Genomic DNA, 19,170 nt, shown 5'->3' with positions numbered 1-19,170 from the left:
GCATGCGGCTGGGCCTGAAACTGTTCCTGGGCTTCTTCCTGATCGTGGGTATCGCCGCGTTCTTCGTGATGCGCATTTTCGTCAACGAAGTGAAGCCCGGCGTGCGCCAGGCGATGGAGTCCACGCTGGTCGATGCAGCCAACGTGCTGGCGGAAATGGCCGCGGCCGACCTCAAGGCCGGGCACATCCGCGACGGCCGCTTCGTCGCCGATCTGGCGCGTGCCAAGCGCCGCGACCCGAAAGCGATGGTGTGGCGTTTTCCCAAGCGCACGCTGGATTACCAGGTCACCATCACCGATGCCAAGGGCATCGTGGTGTACGACTCGACCGGCCGCGATGTGGGGCGCGACAACTCACGCTGGAACGATGTCTACCGGACGCTGCGCGGCGAGTACGGCGCGCGCTCCAGTCCGGAAACCCCCGGTGACGACACCCACTCGGTGATGCACGTGGCCGCGCCGATCTTCGATCCGGCCGATGGGCGCCGCTTGATCGGTGTGCTCAGCCTGGCCCAACCCAACCGCAGCATCGATCCCTTCATCGCCGCCAGCCAGCGCGCCATCATGAAGCGCGGTGCCTGGCTGATCGGTCTCTCGGCGCTGATCGGCCTGCTGATGACCGCGTGGCTGATGCACGGCGTGAACCGGCTCAACCGCTATGCCAAGGCGGTCAGCGCCGGTGAGCCGGTGCCGCCGCCGAAGCCGCGCCGCGATGAGATCGGCGATCTGGGCCAGGCGCTGGAAACCATGCGTCGCAAGCTGGAAGGCAAGGCCTACGTCGAGCAGTATGTGCAGTCGTTGACCCATGAAATGAAGAGCCCGCTGGCCGCGATCCGCGGCGCGGCCGAACTGCTGCAGGAACCGTTGCCGGACGCGGATCGGGCGCATTTCGCCCGCAGTATCGAAGGCCAGGCGCAGCGCCTCACCGAAACCATCGACAAGCTGTTGGCGCTGGCCGAGGTGGAGCAGTACGGCTGGCTGCAGAAGCACGAGCGGCTTGCACTGGCGGCGTTGCTGGAGTCCGCCGCCGACGCGGTGGCGGTGCGTGCGCAGGCCGCCGGGGTCACGATCGCGGTGGAGGCGCAGGCCGAGAGCGTGCAGGGCGATGGCTATCTGCTGCGCCAGGCACTCAACAATCTGCTGGAGAATGCCGTGGCGTTCTCACCGGCCGGCAGCACTATCACGCTCGGTGCTGGTGCGGAAGGTGAGGGCATCGCACTGACCGTGGCCGACCGCGGCAGTGGCGTGCCGGACTACGCGCTTGATCGCGTGTTCGAGCGCTTCTATTCGCTGGCACGGCCCGGCACCGGCCAGCGCAGCTCCGGCCTGGGCCTGTCGTTCGTGCAGGAAGTGGCCCGCCTGCACGGCGGCCGTGTGAGCCTGCGCAACCGCGATGGCGGCGGTGCGCAGGCGGTGTTGTGGCTGCCCTTGCGGCTGCCTTCGGTACCGCCGCGGCGCTGACCGCCGCCGCACTTCACACAGACTTCAAACTCGGCACAAACCCCGCACACCGGCGCGCGGGAAGCTGGCCCCCTCCCAACCGAGGACGGGTCATGAAATCCCTGAAGATGCTGTTGCGGTTCGCCATTGTCGGCGGGCTGATCCTGTTGCTGCTGATTCCGCTGAGCCTGATCAAGGGCGTGATCCGCGAGCGTGAGGCGTACCGCGACGAGGCTTACCAGCGCGTGGCGCAGAGCCGCGCCGGCGCGCAGATTCTGACCGGCCCGATCCGGGTGGTGCCGTGGACCGAGACCCGCGAGGTCGAGGTGGTGGATGCGGCCGGCACCAAGAAGAAGGAAAAGCAGGTCGAGCAGGGCCAGTGGCTGCAGATGCCGGCCACGCTCACGGTGGACGGCGTGATGCAGCCCGACGAGCGCCGTGTCGGCCTGTTCCGCGTGCCGGTCTACAGCTGGAAGGCCACGATCAGCGCCGCGTTCGCCGATGACGACTACCCGGTGAAAGCAGGCCGCGTGTATGGCACGCCCTTCCTGACCGTGGGCATCGCCGATGTGCGCGGCCTGGTCGGTTCGCCGAACCTGCGTGTGGATGGCAACGCCGTGACGCTGTTGCCCGATGCCGGCGGCGTCAGTGGCATCGGCACCGGCCTGCATGTCGGCTTGCCGGGCCTGGCGGATGAACGGGGTGGCGTGCTCAAGGGCAGCAAGGTCGAACTGGAGCTGGTGCTGGATGGCACCCGGTCGCTGTCGGTGGTGCCGGTGGGCGATGACAGCCGCATCGCGCTGCGCTCGCCGTGGCCGCACCCGCTGTTCGGTGGCAGCTTCCTGCCCAACGAACGCAAGGTGGACGCGCAGGGTTTCGACGCCCAGTGGGCGGTGTCTTCGCTGGCCTCGCGTGCCCAGCACCAGCTGCGCAACCGCCCGGACATCGATGCTGAAGCGGTGAGCGTGGAGCTGGTCAATCCGGTCGATGTGTATACCCAGGCCGACCGCGCCAGCAAGTACGGCATCCTCTTCATCCTGCTCACCTTCGTCGGCTTCATCCTGTTCGAGCTGATCAAGCAGCTGCGCATCCACCCGCTGCAGTACCTGATGGTCGGCCTGGCGCTGGCGATCTTCTTCCTGCTGCTGCTCAGCCTCTCCGAGCACATCGCGTTCTGGCAGGCCTATGCGCTCTCGGCACTGGCGTGCATCGGCATCCAGACCGTGTATCTGTCCGGCGTATTGAAGAGCTGGAAACGCGGCCTGGGCTTTGCGGTGATGCTCAGTGCCCTGTATGGCGCGCTGTATGGGCTGCTGATCTCGGAGAACAACGCGCTGCTGATGGGCTCTCTGCTGCTGTTCGGCGTGCTGGCCGCGGTGATGTGGGTGACCCGCCGGGTCGATTGGTACGAACTCGGCGCGCGGCTGAGCTGAGGAACGGACATGAGCTTGCACCGCTGTCTGCACGAACGTGTGCGCCGGGCGCTGCCCGCCCGGCTGGAGGTGGCCTCGCTGCTGGAGGGCGAGGCCTCGGGATGGCCGTCACCGCTGAGGGCACTGCCTGGGGTGCCGGCAGCGCCGGGGCTGCTGCGTTTCGGCTTGGCCCCGGCCACCTGCGAGGCGATCACCGTGCAGGGGCTGCGCTTTCTGGAACAGGCACGGCAGGCGCGCGGACGCCTGCCGCTGCCACACTGGTGTGGCGACTATCGGCCGTGGCGCGAAGGCGCCCAGGCCTTGCGCGAGATCGGCATCCGCGGGTTGCCTGCGGGTTGGCCGGCGCATGCAGCGGTCTACGCCAGCGCCTCGGAAGACCGCAGCCGCTGGTTGCTGATCCTGCCTGGCCGTGGCCAGCTCTGGTATGGCTGGATGGCGTGACCATGACTCTTGGCCCGGGGGGCACCGGGACAACGCCCGATAGACTCGGGGATTGTTCGTGGTCTGGCCGAGAGGCAGGGGTAATCGTGTTCAAGTGGGGCATGTTGAGCGTGGCATTGGCATTGAGCGGCGTCGCCGATGCACAGACGAAGGAAACGGTGGACCTGGACATGGTCAGCCGCATCCGCCAGGAAGCCTTCCACCGGTCGCAGGTGATGGCGACCTTCAGCCACCTGACCGAGCAGATCGGCCCGCGCCTGACCAATTCGCCCGCGATGGGCGAGGCCAACGCCTGGACCCGCAGCAAGTTCAATGAGTGGGGCCTGGTCAACGTCCATGACGAAGCCTTCGATGCGTTCGGCCGCGGCTGGGAGTTCAGCAACGCCAGCGTGGAACTGCTGAGCCCGCGCGTGGCGCCGCTGTATGCGCTGCCGAAGGCCTGGACCCCGGGCACCAACGGCCCGGTCGAGGGCGAGGTGATCAAGGTCGAGATCAAGAAGCTCGCCGACCTGGATCAGTACAAGGGCAAGCTCGCCGGCAGGATCCTGCTGCTCAACGATGCACGCGATTACGAACGGGCCACCAAGTCCGATTCGCATCGCCACGATGATGCCGGCCTGGCCGAGCTGCAGGTGTTCGCGGTGCCCAAGGACGTCGCCGATGCCAAGGCCGACCGTGCCAAGAAGGCCAAGGAATACCTGGAGAAGCAGGAACTGACCCGCGCCACCAACGCCTTCTTCGCCGAGCAGGGCGTGCTGGCCACGATCAGCATCAGCGGCTGGGACAACGGCATCATCCGTGTCGGTGGCGGTGGCTCGCGCAAGGCCGGTGAACCGGTCGGCGTGCCCGAGCTGGCGATGATGGCCGAGCACTACAACCAGCTGGTGCGGGCGGTCGACCAGAAGCAGGCGGTCAAGCTGCGCGTGAATGTCGAAGCCCGCTTCACCGATACGCAGGACCAGCCCGGCTACAACACGCTGGCCGAGATCCGCGGCAGTGGCAAGGCCGATGAGATCGTGATGCTCGGCGCGCACATGGATTCCTGGCACACCGGCACCGGTGCGGCCGACAACGCTGCCGGCGTGGCGGTGATGATGGAAGCCATGCGCATCCTCAAGGCGGTGGGTGCCAAGCCCAAGCGCACCATCCGCGTGGCGCTGTGGAGTGGCGAGGAGCAGGGCTTGATCGGCTCCCAGGATTACGTGTCCAAGCACTTCGCGCGCTACCCCGAGCCGACCGACCCGGCGCAGCTCACGCTGCCAGCCTCGATGCGTGAGCCGACCGGCGCCCTGCAGCGCCAGCGTGATTACGACAAGTTCTCGGCGTACTTCAACATGGACAACGGCTCGGGCCGCTTCCGCGGCATCTACGCGCAGGAGAACCTGGCCGCGGTGCCGATCTTCGAAGCGTGGCTGGCCCCATTCCACGATGTGGGCGCCACCACCGTGGCCACCCGCAACACCGGCAGCACCGACCATATCGCATTCGATCGCGTCGGCCTGCCCGGGTTCCAGTTCATCCAGGACCGCCTGGACTACTTCACCAACGTCCACCACAGCAACCTGGACACCTGGGACCACGCCGAGCCGGAAGACCTGAAGCAGGCCGCCGCCATCGTGGCCTCGTTCGTCTACAACGCGGCCATGCGCGATGAAAAGCTGCCGCGCAAGCCGTTGCTGACGCCCTGAGGGCTACCGCGTGGGCGGCCTGGAAAGGGCTGCCCACGCCATGCCGGGCAGGGAGTGCCCGGTTTGCGGCCGGGGCGGGGTAAAATTGCCGGGATTCCGTTTCCCGCCCTGAGCCCTCCATGACCTGCCGCACCCGTTTTGCCCCCAGTCCCACCGGCTACCTGCACATTGGTGGCGCCCGCACGGCGCTGTACTGCTGGCTGGAGGCCCGTCACCGTGGCGGCGAATTCGTGCTGCGCATCGAAGACACCGACCGCGAGCGCAGCACCCAGGGCGCGATCGACGCGATCCTGGAGGCGATGGAGTGGCTGGGCCTGGGCTACGACGAAGGCCCGATCTACCAGACCCAGCGCGTGGCCCGTTACCTGGAAGTGGCCGAGCAGCTGGTCGCCGATGGCAAGGCCTACTACGCCTACGAGACACGCGAAGAACTGGATGCGATGCGCGAGGCCGCCATGGCCAAGCAGGAAAAGCCGCGTTACAACGGTGCCGCGCGCGATCTGGGCCTGCCGTACAAGAATGACCCGAACCGCGTGATCCGCTTCAAGAACCCGCTGGAGGGCACGGTCGTGTTCGACGACCTGATCAAGGGCCGTATCGAGATCGCCAACAGCGAACTGGACGATATGGTCATYTTCCGCCCGGACGGGTTCCCCACCTACAACTTCGCGGTGGTGGTGGACGATTGGGACATGCGCATCAGCGAGGTCATCCGCGGCGACGACCACATCAACAACACCCCGCGCCAGATCAATCTGTATGAGGGCATCGGCGCCCCCGTGCCGAAGTTCGGTCATATGCCGATGATCCTGGACGAGCAGGGCGCGAAGCTGTCCAAGCGCACCGGCGCGGCCGACGTGATGCAGTACAAGGACGCCGGCTACCTGCCTGACGCACTGCTCAGCTATCTGGCCCGCCTGGGCTGGTCGCATGGCGACCAGGAGCTGTTCAGCCGCCAGGAGCTGATCGATCTGTTCGATGTGACCCACTGCAACTCCAAGGCCGCGCGCCTGGACATGGCCAAGCTGGGCTGGGTCAACCAGCACTTCCTGAAGACGGAAGCGCCGGCCGACATCGCCCCGCACCTGGTCTACCAGCTGAACAAGCTGGGCCTGGACCTGAACGCTGGTCCTGCGCCGGCGGACGTGGTGGTGGCGCTGCGCGACCGCGTGCAGACGCTGAAGGAAATGGCCGAGAAGGCGGTGGTCTGGTACCAGCCGCTGACCGAGTACGACGAAGCCGCGGTGGCCAAGCACTTCAAGCCCGGCGCGGAACTGGCGCTGGGCAAGGCCCGCGAGCTGTTGGGCGCGGCCGGCGAGTGGACGGTGGAGAGCGTGTCGGCGGCGCTGCATGACGTGGCCACGGCGCTGGAGATCGGCATGGGCAAGGTGGCGCAGCCGCTGCGCGTGGCCATCACCGGCACCCAGGTCAGCCCGGACATCTCGCAGACGGTCTTCCTGGCCGGGCGTGAAGAGGCCTTGAAACGCATCGAGGTCGCACTCACTAAAGTACCGACGGCCTGACCACAGGAGACCGCGCATGTCCGCAAAAACCGCTTGTACCGCTCCGCACCATCACGTTCACGACGCTTCCGACTTCGTGAAGGTGGTCGAGCGCGTGTGCTCGGAACGCGGGCTGCGGCTGACCCCGATCCGCGCGAACGTACTGCGCCTGATTGCCGAGGCCGGCAAGCCGGTGAAGGCGTATGAATTGCTGGAGTGGGTGCGCAACGGCAAGGGCGTCGGTGCCGACGCCCCGCCGACGGTGTACCGCGCGCTGGATTTCCTGATGGCCAATGGCTTCGTGCACAAGCTGGAATCTGTGAATGCGTTCGTGGCGTGCCACCATCCGAGCAGTGCGCAGCATTCGGTGCCATTCCTGATCTGCAACAGTTGCCACAGTGCGGTGGAGCTGGAGGACAAGGAGATTGTCAGCCAGCTGGAGAAGCGGGCGAAGGAGCTCGGTTTCCAGCCGCAGGCGCAGACGCTGGAAGTGCATGGGTTGTGCGCGCGGTGTGCGGGGTAGGTACCGACCGTTGGTCGGTACGCTGTTGATGTTAAAAAGCCGCGCATCTGCGCGGCTTTTTCGTTTCTGCTGCGAAAGCAGCCACTCTGTTTCCCGCTGCGGAAGCGAGCCGGGCAACCTGGAGCGGGACGCGCCGTAAACCCATCCTTGGGGGCTCGTGAGCGGCATCCATGCCGCTCCAACGGTCCCGTTCCAGGCTGCCCAACTCGCTTTCCGACGGTTCCGGACTGGGGTGGGGAAAGGCGTTGGCGTTCTGCGCGCAGACGCATCACGGCTTCGCATCGGCCGGCTCGTGCCCTTCGGCGGCGGTATCCACTTTGACGATCACCGACATGCCTGGACGCAGACGCGGTGCCAGCGGCTGATCGGGGTCTATGGAAATGCGGATCGGCAGGCGCTGGACGACCTTGGTGAAGTTGCCACTGGCGTTGTCCGGACGCAGGACACTGAACTCCGAGCCGGTCGCTGGGGCGATCTGTTCGATGTGGCCGTGCAGCTTCTGGCCATCGAAGGCATCTACGGAGAAGGTGGCCGGTTGCCCGATGCGCATCTTCCACGTCTGGCCTTCCTTGAAGTTGGCGACCACCCACAAGGCATCGGGCACCAGGAACAGCAGTTGCGAACCGGCGGTGACGTATTGGCCCAGGCGCACCGAGGCTTCGCTGACCTGACCGTCGCGCGGCGCCTGGATCACGGTGTTGGCGAGGTCGATCTTCGCCAGTTCCAGCTGCGCCTGGGCGGTCTCGACGCGGGCTTCCAGGCCTTTGCGGGCGACCTGGGTAGAGGTCAGGGTTTCTTCGGCGATGCGGATCTGGGCCTGCGACTGCAGCACGCTGGCCTGCGCCGATTGCGTGGTGGTGCGGAACTTGTCGCGGTCGTTGAGGGCGACCAGTTGCTGGTCGGCGAGTTCTTCGTAGCGCTTGAGTTCGGTCCGCGAGCGCGAGAGCTCGGCCTGGCCAGCAGACAGGTTGGCCTGCGCGGCCTGGATCTGCGCGCGGTTCTGCGCCTGGGATTGGTCGGAGTTGGCCAGCGCGGCCTTGGCGCTGTCCAGGTCGGCTTCGGCCTGGACGACCTTCTCGCGGTAGATGCGGTCGTCGATGCGCAGCAGCGGTTCGCCTTGTTTGACGTGCTGGAAGTCCTTGACCAGCACCTCGGTGACATAGCCGTTGACCTGCGGCGCGAGCACGGTGATCTGGCCGCGCACGTAGGCGTTGTCCGTGGTCACCCGGGAGGTCTCGAACGGCCACAGTGACCAGGCACGCAGGATCAGCGCGATGCCGATCAGGGCGATCACGATCATGATGATCACCGCACGCAGGCTCGGCTTGAGGTACTTGGGCACGCCAGAGGGGGCCGCCGCGGGTGGTGGCGCAGGGGCGGGCGCAGCGTCGGTCGGCGGCGGTGGGTTGACGTTTTCCGGGGCGGTATCGTCGTGCGGGGGTTGGGTCGACATGGGCGGGCTCATCGGGGCGCGACGCTGGCGGGCGTCGGCGCGGAATGGGGAGGTGTCGGCGCGTGGCGTTTGCGCCACTGCTTGAGCACAGCGGTGCGCACCGCCAGCAGCAGCAACCAGCCAAGGAAGACCAGCGCCACGCGGCCGCTGAGCGCGAACACGTCATTGAACGCGCGCACGTTGGCTTCGCGACGGGTGATCTGCGCCAGCTGCGCGGTGCCCTGCGCGCTGCGCTGCACCGGGTCGGTGATCAGCCTGGCGTAAAGCTGCTGTTGCTGTTTCAAGCGCTGGGCAACCACGTTGTCAGCCGGATCCAGCTGGCCGACCAGCGCACCGGAGTACACCTGCTCGCGGTGCAGCTGGTAGGTGCCCAGCACGGCCGAGCCGGCCAGGCCACCCAGGGTCTGGGTGATGGAGAGCGTGACCAGGAAGGTGATCATGTGGTCCACGCCCTGCTTCAGCGCCTGGGTGATGCCGAGCATGATCAGCGGCCCCATGAACATGCCGGCGCCGACGGACGCCAGGAACTGGCTGGCGAAGAAGTCGTGCGGGCGATCCAGGCTGGTGCGGCTCTGGTCGAGCAGGGCCGCGCTGCCCAGCAGCAGGATGGCCATCAACAACTGCGGAATGAGTCGCTTCGGGCCGAAGGTGAGCGAGCTGGCGGCCATGCCGGTGATCACGCCGGCCAGGATCACCGCGAACAACGGGCGCATCTGGTCCGGGCCCATCCCGAGCGTACGCATCAGGCCGACCACGCCATAGGACTGCTCGGTGGTCAGGAAGCGGATCAGGAACGCACCGATGATGAAGTGGATCACCGGCAGGCTGGCCAGCCAGCGCGTCTGCAGCAACGGGTTGCGGCGGTAGTGCTCGATGATGAAGCCGGTGGTGGACAGCGCGATCGAGGCGACCAGCGCCCAGCCCAGCCACGGCGTATCCAGCCACCAGCGGGTGTAGCCCTGCGCCAGCACGACCACCAGCAGGCCGACGGCAGGGGCGAGCAGCGCGAAGGTGAGGAAGTCGAGCGGTTCGAACGCCTTGATCTGCGCCCCCGGCGGCAGCTTGAGCACCACCACGGCGGCGAACGCGCACAGCGCCAGCCCGGCCTCGAACAGATACAGGTTGTGCCACTGCCCGGTGTCGACCAGGCCCGGCGAGACCAGCCACGCGATCGGTACCGCAAGTTGGGAGATGCCCACGCCGATCACCAGCAGGTTGCCGGTGTATTTGCGCGGCAGCGACTGCAGCATGTACAGCGTGCCCAGGGTGCTGCAGGCGGCACCGGCGAAGCCGCTGGCCGCGCGCATCAGCACGGTGGTTTCGAAGGTGCCGACGAACAGATGCAGCACCGCCAGCGCGGCGTACAGGCCCAGCCCGATCTCGGCGAACAGGCGGATGCCGTATTGCTGGCGGAACTTGAAGGCGAGCAGGTTGGCGGTCACGTTGACCATCGCATAGGCGGCCACCAGCCAGCTGCCCTGCGCCGGAGTGAGCCCGAGCTGGCCCTGCAGGAACGGCAGGTTGGCGCTGACCAGGGCATTGCCCAGGCCGCCGGTGATGCCGACCAGCAGCGCGACCAGGGCGTAGGCGAGGCGGCGGTGCGGCGGATGCCACGGCATCGACGCCGAGCCCGGCAGGGTCGGTTTTTCGTGCTCCTCCCAGTCCGGAACCGGCTTGAGGTACTGCGGCATCATCCCTCCCCGTCGGCAGGCCCCCGCAATCCGCCACGCAGCAATTGCAGGGCGCGCGTGGCCAGCCGGGCGCGTTCGTCACGCGTCTTGCCACGCAGCGCGGCTCCCAGCATGCCTGAGATGAGTGAAATGTCCGTCGTTTCCAGATCGGGGCGGCACAGGCCGGCGGCGATCGCGCGGGCGATCGGTTCGCGCAGCAGTTCGACGATCGTTTCGCGGGCGGCGCGGATCGGGATCTGATCAGGATCGACCGCGCGCCAGTAATCGGAGAGGGCAGGCGATTGGACGATGCGGTTGGCCATGCCTTCGAGGACGTCGAACAATGCGTCGTCGCGGTCGCCGAGGGTCTGCACCTGCCGCGCAATGCGGTTGACCGTGCGCTGGAGCAGCGCCTCGACCAGTGCGGCGCGGTCAGGGAAGTTGCGGTACAGCGTGGCCCGGCCGACCTGGGCACGCTCGACCACCAGGTCCAGCGGGGCGGTCACGCCATGCTGACCGAACACGGCATCGGCAGCGTCGAGGATCTGGGCGCGGCGGGCGGCCGCGTCGGCACGTTGGGTAGGCATACGCGCATCATCGGACAGAACTGTCCGGCGGGAAAGGGCCTGCGTCGCTTTCAGCGCACCGCGGTTGGCGCGCGCTGGGCAATGTCGAGGGCGGGTGAGCTCAGCGCGGCGCGGGCACGCCGTGACAGCCGCCCATCCGGGCTTCGCGGATGGGCAGATTGATCAACGCGGCGAGCACGGCCAGGCCCATGTCGGCGTACCACATCCACAGGTAGTTGCCGGTGTGCGCCAGCGCCAGGCCGCCGAGCCATGCACCAAAGAAACCGCCCAACTGGTGCGAGAGCAGGGTCAGGCCGAACAGGGTGCCGAGGTAGCGCGGGCCGAACAGCTTGCCGACCAGCCCGGCGGTGGGCGGAACGGTCGCCAGCCAGGTAAAGCCGAGCGCGGCGGAGAACACGTAGAAGGTGAGCGGGGTAGGCGGCGCAACGAGGTAGACCCCGATCATCACGGCGCGGCTGGCGTACATCCAGAACAGCAGGTACTTCATGCGGTAGCGCTGGCCTAGGGCGCCGACGATCAGGCTGCCGGCGACGTTGAACAGGCCAATCAGCGCGATGGAGGACGAGGCGACGGTGGGCGAGAGCCCGCACAGCGCGATTTCGCCGGGGAGATGGGTGACCAGGAAGGCGATGTGCAGGCCACAGGTGAAGAAGCCCAGATGCAGGTACCAGTAGCTGCGATCGCGTGCGGCGATGCGCAGCTGTGCGGGCAGACCGCCGTCATCGGTGGCGCCCGCGACAGGCGCATGGTCGCCGGCACGACGTCGCAGTGGCCAGGCCAGCGGCACCGAGAGCAAAGTGATCACTGCCATGGTGATCATGGCCCGCGCCCAGCCGGCGGTGCCGATGATCCATTGGACCAGTGGCGCGAACACGAACTGGCCCAGCGAGCCGCCGGCATTGATGAGGCCGGCGGCGAACGACCGCTTTTCGGCCGGCAGGCGGTGGGCGGTGGCGCCGATCAGGACCGAGAAGCTGCCGGCGCCGGCGCCGGCGGCCATCAGCAGGCCGAGGGTGAAGGTCATGCCCAGCGGGCTGGTCAGCAGCGGTGCCAGCAGCAGCCCGGCCGCCAGCAGCAGGGCACCGAAGATGAGCACGGGCAACGCGCCGCGCTGGTCGGCGACGGCCCCGAACACGGGTTGCACCGCGCCCCAGACGAATTGGCCGATGGCCAGTGCGAAGCTGATCTCGACGATGCTCACGCCGGTGCCGCGGTGGATCGGGTCCACGTAGAGGCCGGAGGTCTGGCGCACGCCCATGGTGACCATGAGGATGGCGGAGGCCGCGACCAGCAGGCCCCAGTGCATGGCGGGTGCGCGGGTAGCAGTGGTTGACGTGCTCATGCGTCGGCTCCGGTGGGCAGGGCGTGGTCGAGTTGGTCGAGCAGGGCGTTGAGCCGGGCGGTCGGCGTGGGCCCGAAGGTGGTTTCCACTTCGTGTTGCGCCCGTTGCCACAGGGGGCGCGCGCGACGAAGGCAGGCCTTGCCGGCAGCGGTGATGACGATCAGGCGTTGCCGGGCATCGTCACCGCGGCGTTGCTCGAGCCAGCCGGCGCTGAGCAGCGGTTTGAGGTTGCGGGTGAGCGTGGTGCGGTCCATGCCAAGCGCCTCGGCCAGGTCGCCCAGCTGCCGCGGTGCGGGGGCGCGGCGCAGGATGGAGTAGGCGTTGAGGCTGAGCCCGGCGGGGGCGAGGTGGGCGTCATAGATCTGCGAGAGCCGGCGTGCCGCGCGACGCAGGCGGAAGCAGGTGCAGGGGCTCTGGGTCAGCGGGTCCATGGGCGTGTGCCGGGGTGGGTGGCTGGATGATACGTGCATATGCACGTAGTTCGTCAAGCTCAAAAAAAGGGGGCCTTTCGGCCCCCTCGGGTCAAGCAACCACCCAGTGAATCGATCAGAAGTACGCGCGGATCCCGAATGCCACGCCGCGGCCCGGCAGCGGGGAGTAGTCGCGCAGCAGGGAGGTGTGCGGGCGGACCTCGCGGTTGGTCAGGTTGCTGCCGTCAAGGAAGACTTCGTAGCTGTTGCTGTCGGTCCGGTCCCAGCGGTAGGCGACGTGGGCATCGACCAGGGTGTAGCCGTTGCTCGGCTCTTCATTCTGGGCGACGTCCTTCTGGCTGCTGTAGCGCACGGCACCGACCGAGGCGCGCCAGCCATCCTTGGCCCAGCGCAGGTCCGCGCCGACCCGGCCCGGGGCGATGCGTGGCAGGTAGCCGGTGTTGGCCAGATCCACCGTGTAGTTGTGGTTGTGGTCGCCGTGCGGGACGGCGATGTCGACGCTGCGGCTGCCGCTGCCATCCAGTTCGGCGTTGACGTAATCGCCGAACACGCGCAGGTCCCAGTCGCCGGCGTTGCCTTCGAAGAGATGGAACAGGGCTTCGGCTTCGGCCCCCTTGAAGGTGGCGTCCTGCTGGGTCCACAGCCGGACCGGCAGCGATTCGACCACGCCGGTGTCGGCCAGGTAGATGAAGTCCTTGAACCTGGTCTGGTAGATGGAGGCGGAGAAATCGACGCGCTCGCTGTGGGTGTGGATGCCCAGCTCGACGCGCTGGCCGCGTTCGGTCTTCAGGTTCGCATCGCCGATCTCCAGCGAGCGGGTGGCGATGTGCGCGCCGGCGGCGTAGAGCTCTTCGTTGGTCGGGGCGCGCTCGGAGCTGTCGATGCCGAAGCGCAGGTCGACGGCGTCGTTGAGCGTCCAGATACCGGCGGCGGAGAGATTGGTGGCGTCGAACGTGCGGGCGCGGTAATCACCGGTCGGGTCCAGCTTGACCTGGTCATGGCGGCCGCCGAGCTCCAGCTTGAACGGGCCGAACTGCTTTTCCTGCAATACGAACAGGCCGATGTTCTTGGTCGCGGTATCCGGCACGAAGGCTTCTTCGCCCTTGGCGCCGAAGTCGCTGTTGCCGAACTGCAGGCCGAAGGCGCCATCCCAGCCGCCGATTTGTTCCTGCACGGCTTCCAGGCGGCCTTCGATGCCCCGGTTGGTGAAGCGCGTGGCGGGCGTGCCGGCTTCGAGTTCGGTGTGCTCGTAATCGGTGTAGGCGGTGCGCAGGCTGATGTTCTTCAGGAACGAGGTGGGCTGGTAGATGCCGCCCTTGGCTTCGAAGCGGTTCTGCACCATGTCGATGCGGACGTCATGCTCCTCGCCCTCTTCCTCATCGCCATGGTCGTGATCGTGGTCATGACCATGGTCGTCGTCGGCATGCACGTGCGCGCCGTTGGGAATGCCGTAGTTGGTGCGGTAGGTGCTGGCGGATACACCGAAGTAGCCTTCGTCGCCCAGCCATGTGGCACCGACGCCGCCGGCGCGGGTGCGGATCGAACTGTTGTCCAGACGGCCGCGGCGCGGTTCGTCGGTGTCGCCTTCCTCGTGATCGTGGCCGCTGTGATCTTCCAGGCCATCGATCACCGCGTAACCGGGAATGCGGTAGTCATCGCCGTTGCGGACCAGGCCGTCCACATGCAGCACCACGTTGCCGCTGACACCATCCAGGCGGAACATGCCGCTGCGCTCGTCGTTGACCGAGTTGCCGCGCAGTTCGGCGCGGCCGCTGAGCGGACGGTCCGGCAGTTCGCGGGCGATGCGGCCGTCGACCACGTTGACCGCGCCGCCGATCGCACCGCTGCCGAACAGCAGGGTGGCCGGGCCCTTCAGGACCTCGATCTGATCGGCCAGGAACGGCTCGATGCTGGTGGCATGGTCGGCGCTGACGGTGGAGGCATCCATGTTGCCCATGCCGTTGGACAGCACTGCCACGCGTGGCCCTTCCTGGCCGCGGATGATCGGGCGGCCGACGCCGGGGCCGAAGAAGGTGCTCTGCACGCCGGGCAGCTTGGCCACGGTGTCGCCGAGGGTGCCGGCCTTCTGCTCGTCCAAGCGCTCACCGGCCAGCACATCCACCGGGCGGGCCAGCGATTCGGCATCGCCCTGCAGCGGCGAGGCGGTGACCTTCACGGTGGAGAGCTCGGTCAGGTGGCGGTCGCGGTGGTTGCCGGCATCATCGGCGGCCATGGCCAGCGAGGGCAGCATCGCGGCGGCAAGGGCCAGGGACAGGGCGTGGGGTTTGAGCAGGAGGGAGCTGGAGCGCATAGGGCAAGGGCCTTCGGTCAATTGTTACAATGTATCAATGGTGGGGCGCGCGAATCCCGTAACGGGACGGGGGGAAGGGAAGTCAGGGGGGGAGGCAAGGGTGCGCGTCAGGATTGATGTTATATTATTCCATAACGCTTCGCCGACCCTGCTGGAAGTCATGCCCCTGTTCGCTCGTGTTCGCCATCTGCTGGATCGTTTCGGTGCCACCGGCTCGCTGCTGTGCGCCGTGCATTGCGCTGTGCTCCCGGTGCTGCTGGCGGCTGCGCCGTCGCTGGGTCTGTCGGTCTGGATGAGTGACGGCGTGGAGCTGGCGCTGGTGAGTTTCGTCACCCTGCTGGGCCTGTTCAGCCTGGTCTGGGGCTGGCGCCGCCATGGCGCGCTGCGCGCGCTGGGCTTCCTGATCCCGGGCCTGACCGCGTTGTGGGCGGGCCTGTTGTACGGCCCGCTGCACCACTCGGCGGTGCCGCATGCGGTGGTGATGACCTTGGGCGGCGTGCTGGTTGGCGTGGCCCATCTGGTGAATCTGCGCCTGAACCATGGCCACGTCCATGACGCCAGCTGTGCTCATTGAGAGCGCGCATGGTAGGCTTTCCGATCGTGCGCGGGGGCGCCTGAGAGGGCGGCCCCGCCGAACCCGTGTCAGTACGGGGTAATCAGATTTCGCAGCATTCAGACTAAGGAGTTACGACATGGGTAAGGGTGACCGCAAGACCGCCAAGGGCAAGCGCTTCAATGCCAGCTACGGCAATTCGCGTTCGCACGTCGTGAGCAAGGCGGCCGTGGGCGCAGCTGCGCCGGTTGCCAAGAAGACCGTGACGAAGGCGCCGGCCAAGAAGGCCGTTGCCAAGAAAGCGGTGGCCAAGGCCGGCTGATCCAGCCAGGCGGGTCATGAAAACGCGGCGCTTGCGCCGCGTTTTTTTTTGCCTGCGCGACGGGATCGCCTCAGCGCAATGCGGGGAGCAGGCGCTCCGGATCGCCATCGTTGGGGGCGGCCGGGACACCCAGCAGACGGGTCAGCAGGGGATAGACATCCACGTTGTCGAACCCGGGCAGGGTTTTCCCCTGCTGGAACGACGGCCCACGGGCAATGAACACCGCGCGCATCGAGGGCAGTGCGTTGTCGTAACCGTGCGAACCGCGGTTGCCGGGTTTGCGTGTGGCGATGCGGTCGCGGGTCAACGCATCCCAGCCTTCGTGCATCTGGCACAGGATCGGCGGAATGCGCGGATGGCGGCCGTATGCCCAGCGCGCCGGCAGGGCCTCGCGGCGCCAGCAGTCGTAGTGTGCGTGCGCACCGAGCAGGATCTTCTCGGCCTGGCGTTGCTTGCCCGGCAACGGCGCGAAGCCGACTGACTGGCCGACCGATACGTCCTTGGCGATCGACGGATCGACCATGTCTTCGGTGGCGATGACCTGGCCCTCGGGCACGCTGGCCATGCCGTGGTCGGACACCACGATGAGATTGGTGCTGTCGGCCAGACCGCGTGCCTGCAGCCCGTCCAACAGGCGGCCGATCGCGGTGTCGACCTCGCCGATGGCGGCGGCGTATTCGGAGGACTCCGGGCCGTGGTCATGCCCGGCGTGATCCACCTGTTCCATGTACAGGGTGACCAGGCGTGGTGCCTGCGCGTCGGTCTGGCCGAGCCAGCTCAACACCTGATCGACACGGTCAGGCAGGGTCACCGTGCTGTCGTACACCCGCCATTGGCTGGGCCGCACGCCCTGGATGGCCGCTTCGCTGCCGGGCCAGGACAGGGTCGCGGTATGCACGCCGGCTTTTTCAGCGCCCACCCAGATCGGTTCGCCACCCCACCAACGGGCATCGGTGACGGCCTCGCGCAGATGCAGGCGGAAGCTGCCCAGTTCGGCTTCTTCCATGCTGTTGTGGATGATGCCGTGGTGGTCCGGACGCAGCCCGGTCACGATCGTGTAGTGGTTGGGGAAGGTCAGCGCCGGGTATGAGGGCGTCATCCAGTCCGCACGCACGCCGCCGGCGATGATCCGCGACAGGTTGGGGCTGAGGCCGCGGTCGAGCATGTCCGCACGCAGGCCGTCGATGGAGACCAGCAACAGTTTGGGCGTAGTGGCTGGTGCCGTCGGGACAGCAGTCGCCGCGACGGCGTCAGGTGGAGTGGAGGGTGCGGTCGCGCACGCGGCCAGCGAAAGAGCGGCGGCAAGCGCCAGTGGAAGGCGGACGGAAATCATCACGACATGATAGTGCGTGGCGGTGACGCGTCGAAGACAACCGATGGCATACGCCACCCTACGGCGTATGCCCGGTTACGCGAACAGCGAATCGTGCCGTGCTTCCAGTTGCAGCAGCGCAGCCTTGGCTTCCAGGCCACCACCGAAGCCGGTGAGCGCACCACTGCTGCCGATCACGCGGTGGCAGGGCAGCACGATCGGCAGTGGATTGCGGCCATTGGCGGCACCGACCGCGCGGCTGGCGGTGGGGTGGTTGATGTGCCGCGCCAGTGCCACGTAACTCCAGGTCTGGCCGAACGGAATATCGGCCAGCGCCTTCCACACCCGCAGCTGGAACGGCGTGCCGTATGGGGCAAGCGGGAGATCGAAGCGCACGCGCTCACCGCGCAGGTACTCCAGCAGTTGTCCGCGTGCGTCCCGCAGTGCATGGGCGTCGCGTTGCCAGTGTTCGCGCCCTTTGGCGTCGTAACGGTTGTTCTCGAACAGGATGTGGTGGATGCCCTGGCTGTCACCGGCCACGGTGAGCGCGCCGATCGGGCTGTCGAAGGTGTCGTAGAGCAGGGTCATGAGGTAACTCCCGAAGACGGTGTGGCCAGATGCCACAGATGCAGAACGGCGTAGGCACGCCACGGTCGCCACGGCTGCGAGCGGGCCTCGGTGGCGCGTTCGCTCAGTCGCGTATCACCACCGAGCACCTGCTGCAGCACCAGATCGCCGGCCGGGAACGCATCGGGCAGCGCCAGCGCACGCAGTGCCATGTAATGCGCGGTCCATGGGCCGATGCCGGGCAAGGCGACGCAGCGCGCCACGAAACCAGCCAGCGACTGGCCGGCGCGGAAATCGAGCCGCCCATCGACCACCGCCTGCGCAACCGCACGCACGGTGGCCGCGCGGGTGCGCGGCAGCCCGATGGTTTCCAGCGGTGCCTGTGCCAGCACCTCCGGCAAGGGGAACTGGCGGTCCAGTCCCGCCGGCATGCCTTCGAGGGTGGCGCCGAAGCGGTCCACCACCCGGCGCGCCAGTGTGGCGGCGGCCGCCACGCTGACCTGTTGGCCAAGCACCGCGCGCACGGCCACTTCAAAGCCATCCCAGCCGCCGGGTACGCGCAGCCCGGGGCGTTGTGCGATACCCGTCGCCAGCAGTGGTTCCTGCGCCAGCGTCGCGTGCACCATGCGCAGGTCGGCATCGAGATCGAAGATGCGGCGTACGCGGCGCACGATGCCCGGAATCGCACGCGGATCGACCTGGCCCAGGTGCAGCAACAGCTCCGGGCGCCGTGGATCGGCGGTCACGCGCAGCAGTGAGGGGCGCTCGGGCGGCCCGATCACGCGCTGGTAGCTGTCCGTGTCGATCTGCTCGATGCCGGGAATGGCGCGGCGGCGCAGGAAGCCGAGCATCGCGGTGAAATCCAGCGGCGGCCGGTAGCCCAGGCGCAGGGTCAGTGCGCCCTCGGTCAGCGTGCCGCGCTGGCGGCGGATCGCGGTCGGGGGCATCCCGCAGCCATCCAGAAAGGCCGCGTTGAAACGGCGCAGGCTGTTGTACCCCGAGGCCATCGCGACATCGGTGACCGGCAAGGCGGTTTCGGTGAGCAGTAGCTTGGCCAACAACAGCCGGCGGGTGGCGTGGATCTGCGCCGGCGCCGCACCGAGCCGGGCCACGAACAGGCGCTGCAGCTGGCGGGCGCTCAAGCCGACGTGGGTGGCCAGATCGGCGACCGGCTGGTCCTGCAGATAGCCATCGTGGATCAGGGCGAGCGCGCGCTGCAGCGTTTCATTGTTGAGTGCGTCCTGCGCCTCGGGGGCCAACTCGGGGCGGCAGCGCAGGCAGGGACGAAAACCCGCGGCCGCGGCTGCGGCAGCCGTGGGGTAGTAAGTGACGTTGGACGGCTTCGGCGCCGGTGCCGGGCAGACCGGTCGGCAGTAGATGCCGGTACTGCGCACGGCAGTGAAGAACACCCCGTCAAAGCGCGCATCGCGGGCAAGGCGGGCGCTTTCGCAGGCGGCGTGGTCCAGGGGCAGGGCGGTCTCCATGGGGGCCAGTCTATGCCCGGTGAGCAGCGCTGGCTCGCCATTTTCGGACGCCAATGCCAGCCCCGGGTCGCCCGGTTCAGGACAGGTTGCCGCGCCGCGCCGGTCGCGCACT

General features: G+C 67.6%; 17 protein-coding genes. 8 read left to right on the top strand and 9 right to left on the bottom strand.

Going from position 1 to position 19,170, the window contains the following annotated elements; genetic code table 11:
- Positions 1 to 2 precede the first annotated feature (2 nt).
- From creC to AC1DIQ_RS17960, 6 genes are all read left to right on the top strand, one after another.
- The gene (gene creC, locus AC1DIQ_RS17985) at positions 3 to 1,460 is read left to right on the top strand and encodes a two-component system sensor histidine kinase CreC (RefSeq protein ID WP_152151690.1); all 1,458 of its coding nucleotides are present in this window, start codon (positions 3 to 5) and stop codon (positions 1,458 to 1,460) included.
- A 92-nt stretch (positions 1,461 to 1,552) separates the two neighbouring features.
- Positions 1,553 to 2,872, top strand: a complete 1,320-nt coding sequence (gene creD / locus AC1DIQ_RS17980) for a cell envelope integrity protein CreD (RefSeq protein ID WP_121041389.1) — start codon at positions 1,553 to 1,555, stop codon at positions 2,870 to 2,872.
- 9 nt (positions 2,873 to 2,881) lie between these two features.
- The gene (locus AC1DIQ_RS17975) at positions 2,882 to 3,313 is read left to right on the top strand and encodes a hypothetical protein (RefSeq protein WP_478050521.1); all 432 of its coding nucleotides are present in this window, start codon (positions 2,882 to 2,884) and stop codon (positions 3,311 to 3,313) included.
- Positions 3,314 to 3,414: 101 nt separating this feature from the next.
- Positions 3,415 to 5,001 (top strand): M28 family metallopeptidase, encoded by a 1,587-nt coding sequence (locus AC1DIQ_RS17970; protein ID WP_478050549.1) that lies wholly within the window; start codon positions 3,415 to 3,417, stop codon positions 4,999 to 5,001.
- A gap of 119 nt (positions 5,002 to 5,120) precedes the next feature.
- The gene (gene gltX / locus AC1DIQ_RS17965; protein ID WP_478050520.1) at positions 5,121 to 6,524 is read left to right on the top strand and encodes a glutamate--tRNA ligase; all 1,404 of its coding nucleotides are present in this window, start codon (positions 5,121 to 5,123) and stop codon (positions 6,522 to 6,524) included.
- A gap of 16 nt (positions 6,525 to 6,540) precedes the next feature.
- Positions 6,541 to 7,026 (top strand): Fur family transcriptional regulator, encoded by a 486-nt coding sequence (locus tag AC1DIQ_RS17960; protein WP_019184450.1) that lies wholly within the window; start codon positions 6,541 to 6,543, stop codon positions 7,024 to 7,026.
- A gap of 268 nt (positions 7,027 to 7,294) precedes the next feature.
- On the opposite strand, the gene AC1DIQ_RS17955 is transcribed toward AC1DIQ_RS17960, so the two are convergent.
- From AC1DIQ_RS17955 to AC1DIQ_RS17930, 6 genes are all read right to left on the bottom strand, one after another.
- Positions 7,295 to 8,479, bottom strand: a complete 1,185-nt coding sequence (locus tag AC1DIQ_RS17955) for an HlyD family secretion protein (RefSeq protein ID WP_121041395.1) — start codon at positions 8,477 to 8,479, stop codon at positions 7,295 to 7,297.
- An 8-nt stretch (positions 8,480 to 8,487) separates the two neighbouring features.
- The gene (locus AC1DIQ_RS17950) at positions 8,488 to 10,173 is read right to left on the bottom strand and encodes an MFS transporter (protein WP_121041397.1); all 1,686 of its coding nucleotides are present in this window, start codon (positions 10,171 to 10,173) and stop codon (positions 8,488 to 8,490) included.
- Positions 10,170 to 10,736 (bottom strand): TetR/AcrR family transcriptional regulator, encoded by a 567-nt coding sequence (locus AC1DIQ_RS17945; protein WP_121041399.1) that lies wholly within the window; start codon positions 10,734 to 10,736, stop codon positions 10,170 to 10,172. Before AC1DIQ_RS17945 ends, AC1DIQ_RS17950 begins: the two co-directional genes overlap by 4 nt.
- Before the next feature lie 100 nt (positions 10,737 to 10,836).
- Positions 10,837 to 12,078, bottom strand: coding sequence for an MFS transporter (locus tag AC1DIQ_RS17940; RefSeq protein ID WP_259462164.1), 1,242 nt, complete (start codon positions 12,076 to 12,078; stop codon positions 10,837 to 10,839).
- A complete protein-coding gene (locus AC1DIQ_RS17935; RefSeq protein WP_121041403.1) occupies positions 12,075 to 12,509 on the bottom strand; it encodes a MarR family winged helix-turn-helix transcriptional regulator in 435 nt (144 codons plus the stop codon). The genes AC1DIQ_RS17940 and AC1DIQ_RS17935 overlap by 4 nt, the downstream gene beginning before the upstream one ends.
- A 115-nt stretch (positions 12,510 to 12,624) precedes the next feature.
- Positions 12,625 to 14,820, bottom strand: coding sequence for a TonB-dependent receptor (locus AC1DIQ_RS17930; RefSeq protein WP_478050519.1), 2,196 nt, complete (start codon positions 14,818 to 14,820; stop codon positions 12,625 to 12,627).
- Positions 14,821 to 14,980: 160 nt separating this feature from the next.
- Between AC1DIQ_RS17930 and AC1DIQ_RS17925 the strand changes: the two genes are divergently transcribed.
- Both AC1DIQ_RS17925 and AC1DIQ_RS17920 read left to right on the top strand, forming a co-directional pair.
- A complete protein-coding gene (locus AC1DIQ_RS17925; RefSeq protein ID WP_121041406.1) occupies positions 14,981 to 15,394 on the top strand; it encodes a MerC domain-containing protein in 414 nt (137 codons plus the stop codon).
- Positions 15,395 to 15,512: 118 nt separating this feature from the next.
- On the top strand, positions 15,513 to 15,695 hold the full coding sequence (locus AC1DIQ_RS17920) for a 30S ribosomal protein THX (protein ID WP_019184443.1): 183 nt from the start codon (positions 15,513 to 15,515) through the stop codon (positions 15,693 to 15,695).
- Positions 15,696 to 15,765: 70 nt separating this feature from the next.
- On the opposite strand, the gene AC1DIQ_RS17915 is transcribed toward AC1DIQ_RS17920, so the two are convergent.
- From AC1DIQ_RS17915 to AC1DIQ_RS17905, 3 genes are all read right to left on the bottom strand, one after another.
- Positions 15,766 to 17,028, bottom strand: a complete 1,263-nt coding sequence (locus tag AC1DIQ_RS17915) for an alkaline phosphatase family protein (RefSeq protein ID WP_478050548.1) — start codon at positions 17,026 to 17,028, stop codon at positions 15,766 to 15,768.
- Between the two features lie 75 nt (positions 17,029 to 17,103).
- Positions 17,104 to 17,595 (bottom strand): methylated-DNA--[protein]-cysteine S-methyltransferase, encoded by a 492-nt coding sequence (locus AC1DIQ_RS17910; protein ID WP_121041409.1) that lies wholly within the window; start codon positions 17,593 to 17,595, stop codon positions 17,104 to 17,106.
- On the bottom strand, positions 17,592 to 19,058 hold the full coding sequence (locus AC1DIQ_RS17905; protein ID WP_478050518.1) for an AlkA N-terminal domain-containing protein: 1,467 nt from the start codon (positions 19,056 to 19,058) through the stop codon (positions 17,592 to 17,594). The genes AC1DIQ_RS17910 and AC1DIQ_RS17905 overlap by 4 nt, the downstream gene beginning before the upstream one ends.
- Positions 19,059 to 19,170 lie beyond the last annotated feature (112 nt).

This window comes from Stenotrophomonas sp. 05L413 (genome assembly GCF_056397945.1).
This window is presented reverse-complemented; position numbering and strand designations above follow the sequence as displayed.

What these genes read in the sequence shown, in the direction of transcription:
- creC (WP_152151690.1), top strand. Translation starts at nt 3, where the DNA reads ATGCGGCTGGGCCTGAAACTGTTCCTGGGCTTCTTCCTGATCGTGGGT.
- creD (WP_121041389.1), top strand. Translation starts at nt 1,553, where the DNA reads ATGAAATCCCTGAAGATGCTGTTGCGGTTCGCCATTGTCGGCGGGCTG.
- AC1DIQ_RS17975 (WP_478050521.1), top strand. Translation starts at nt 2,882, where the DNA reads ATGAGCTTGCACCGCTGTCTGCACGAACGTGTGCGCCGGGCGCTGCCC.
- AC1DIQ_RS17970 (WP_478050549.1), top strand. Translation starts at nt 3,415, where the DNA reads ATGTTGAGCGTGGCATTGGCATTGAGCGGCGTCGCCGATGCACAGACG.
- AC1DIQ_RS17960 (WP_019184450.1), top strand. Translation starts at nt 6,541, where the DNA reads ATGTCCGCAAAAACCGCTTGTACCGCTCCGCACCATCACGTTCACGAC.
- AC1DIQ_RS17955 (WP_121041395.1), bottom strand. Translation starts at nt 8,479, where the DNA reads ATGTCGACCCAACCCCCGCACGACGATACCGCCCCGGAAAACGTCAAC.
- AC1DIQ_RS17950 (WP_121041397.1), bottom strand. Translation starts at nt 10,173, where the DNA reads ATGATGCCGCAGTACCTCAAGCCGGTTCCGGACTGGGAGGAGCACGAA.
- AC1DIQ_RS17945 (WP_121041399.1), bottom strand. Translation starts at nt 10,736, where the DNA reads ATGCCTACCCAACGTGCCGACGCGGCCGCCCGCCGCGCCCAGATCCTC.
- AC1DIQ_RS17940 (WP_259462164.1), bottom strand. Translation starts at nt 12,078, where the DNA reads ATGAGCACGTCAACCACTGCTACCCGCGCACCCGCCATGCACTGGGGC.
- AC1DIQ_RS17935 (WP_121041403.1), bottom strand. Translation starts at nt 12,509, where the DNA reads ATGGACCCGCTGACCCAGAGCCCCTGCACCTGCTTCCGCCTGCGTCGC.
- AC1DIQ_RS17930 (WP_478050519.1), bottom strand. Translation starts at nt 14,820, where the DNA reads ATGCGCTCCAGCTCCCTCCTGCTCAAACCCCACGCCCTGTCCCTGGCC.
- AC1DIQ_RS17925 (WP_121041406.1), top strand. Translation starts at nt 14,981, where the DNA reads ATGCCCCTGTTCGCTCGTGTTCGCCATCTGCTGGATCGTTTCGGTGCC.
- AC1DIQ_RS17920 (WP_019184443.1), top strand. Translation starts at nt 15,513, where the DNA reads ATGGGTAAGGGTGACCGCAAGACCGCCAAGGGCAAGCGCTTCAATGCC.
- AC1DIQ_RS17915 (WP_478050548.1), bottom strand. Translation starts at nt 17,028, where the DNA reads ATGATTTCCGTCCGCCTTCCACTGGCGCTTGCCGCCGCTCTTTCGCTG.
- AC1DIQ_RS17910 (WP_121041409.1), bottom strand. Translation starts at nt 17,595, where the DNA reads ATGACCCTGCTCTACGACACCTTCGACAGCCCGATCGGCGCGCTCACC.
- AC1DIQ_RS17905 (WP_478050518.1), bottom strand. Translation starts at nt 19,058, where the DNA reads ATGGAGACCGCCCTGCCCCTGGACCACGCCGCCTGCGAAAGCGCCCGC.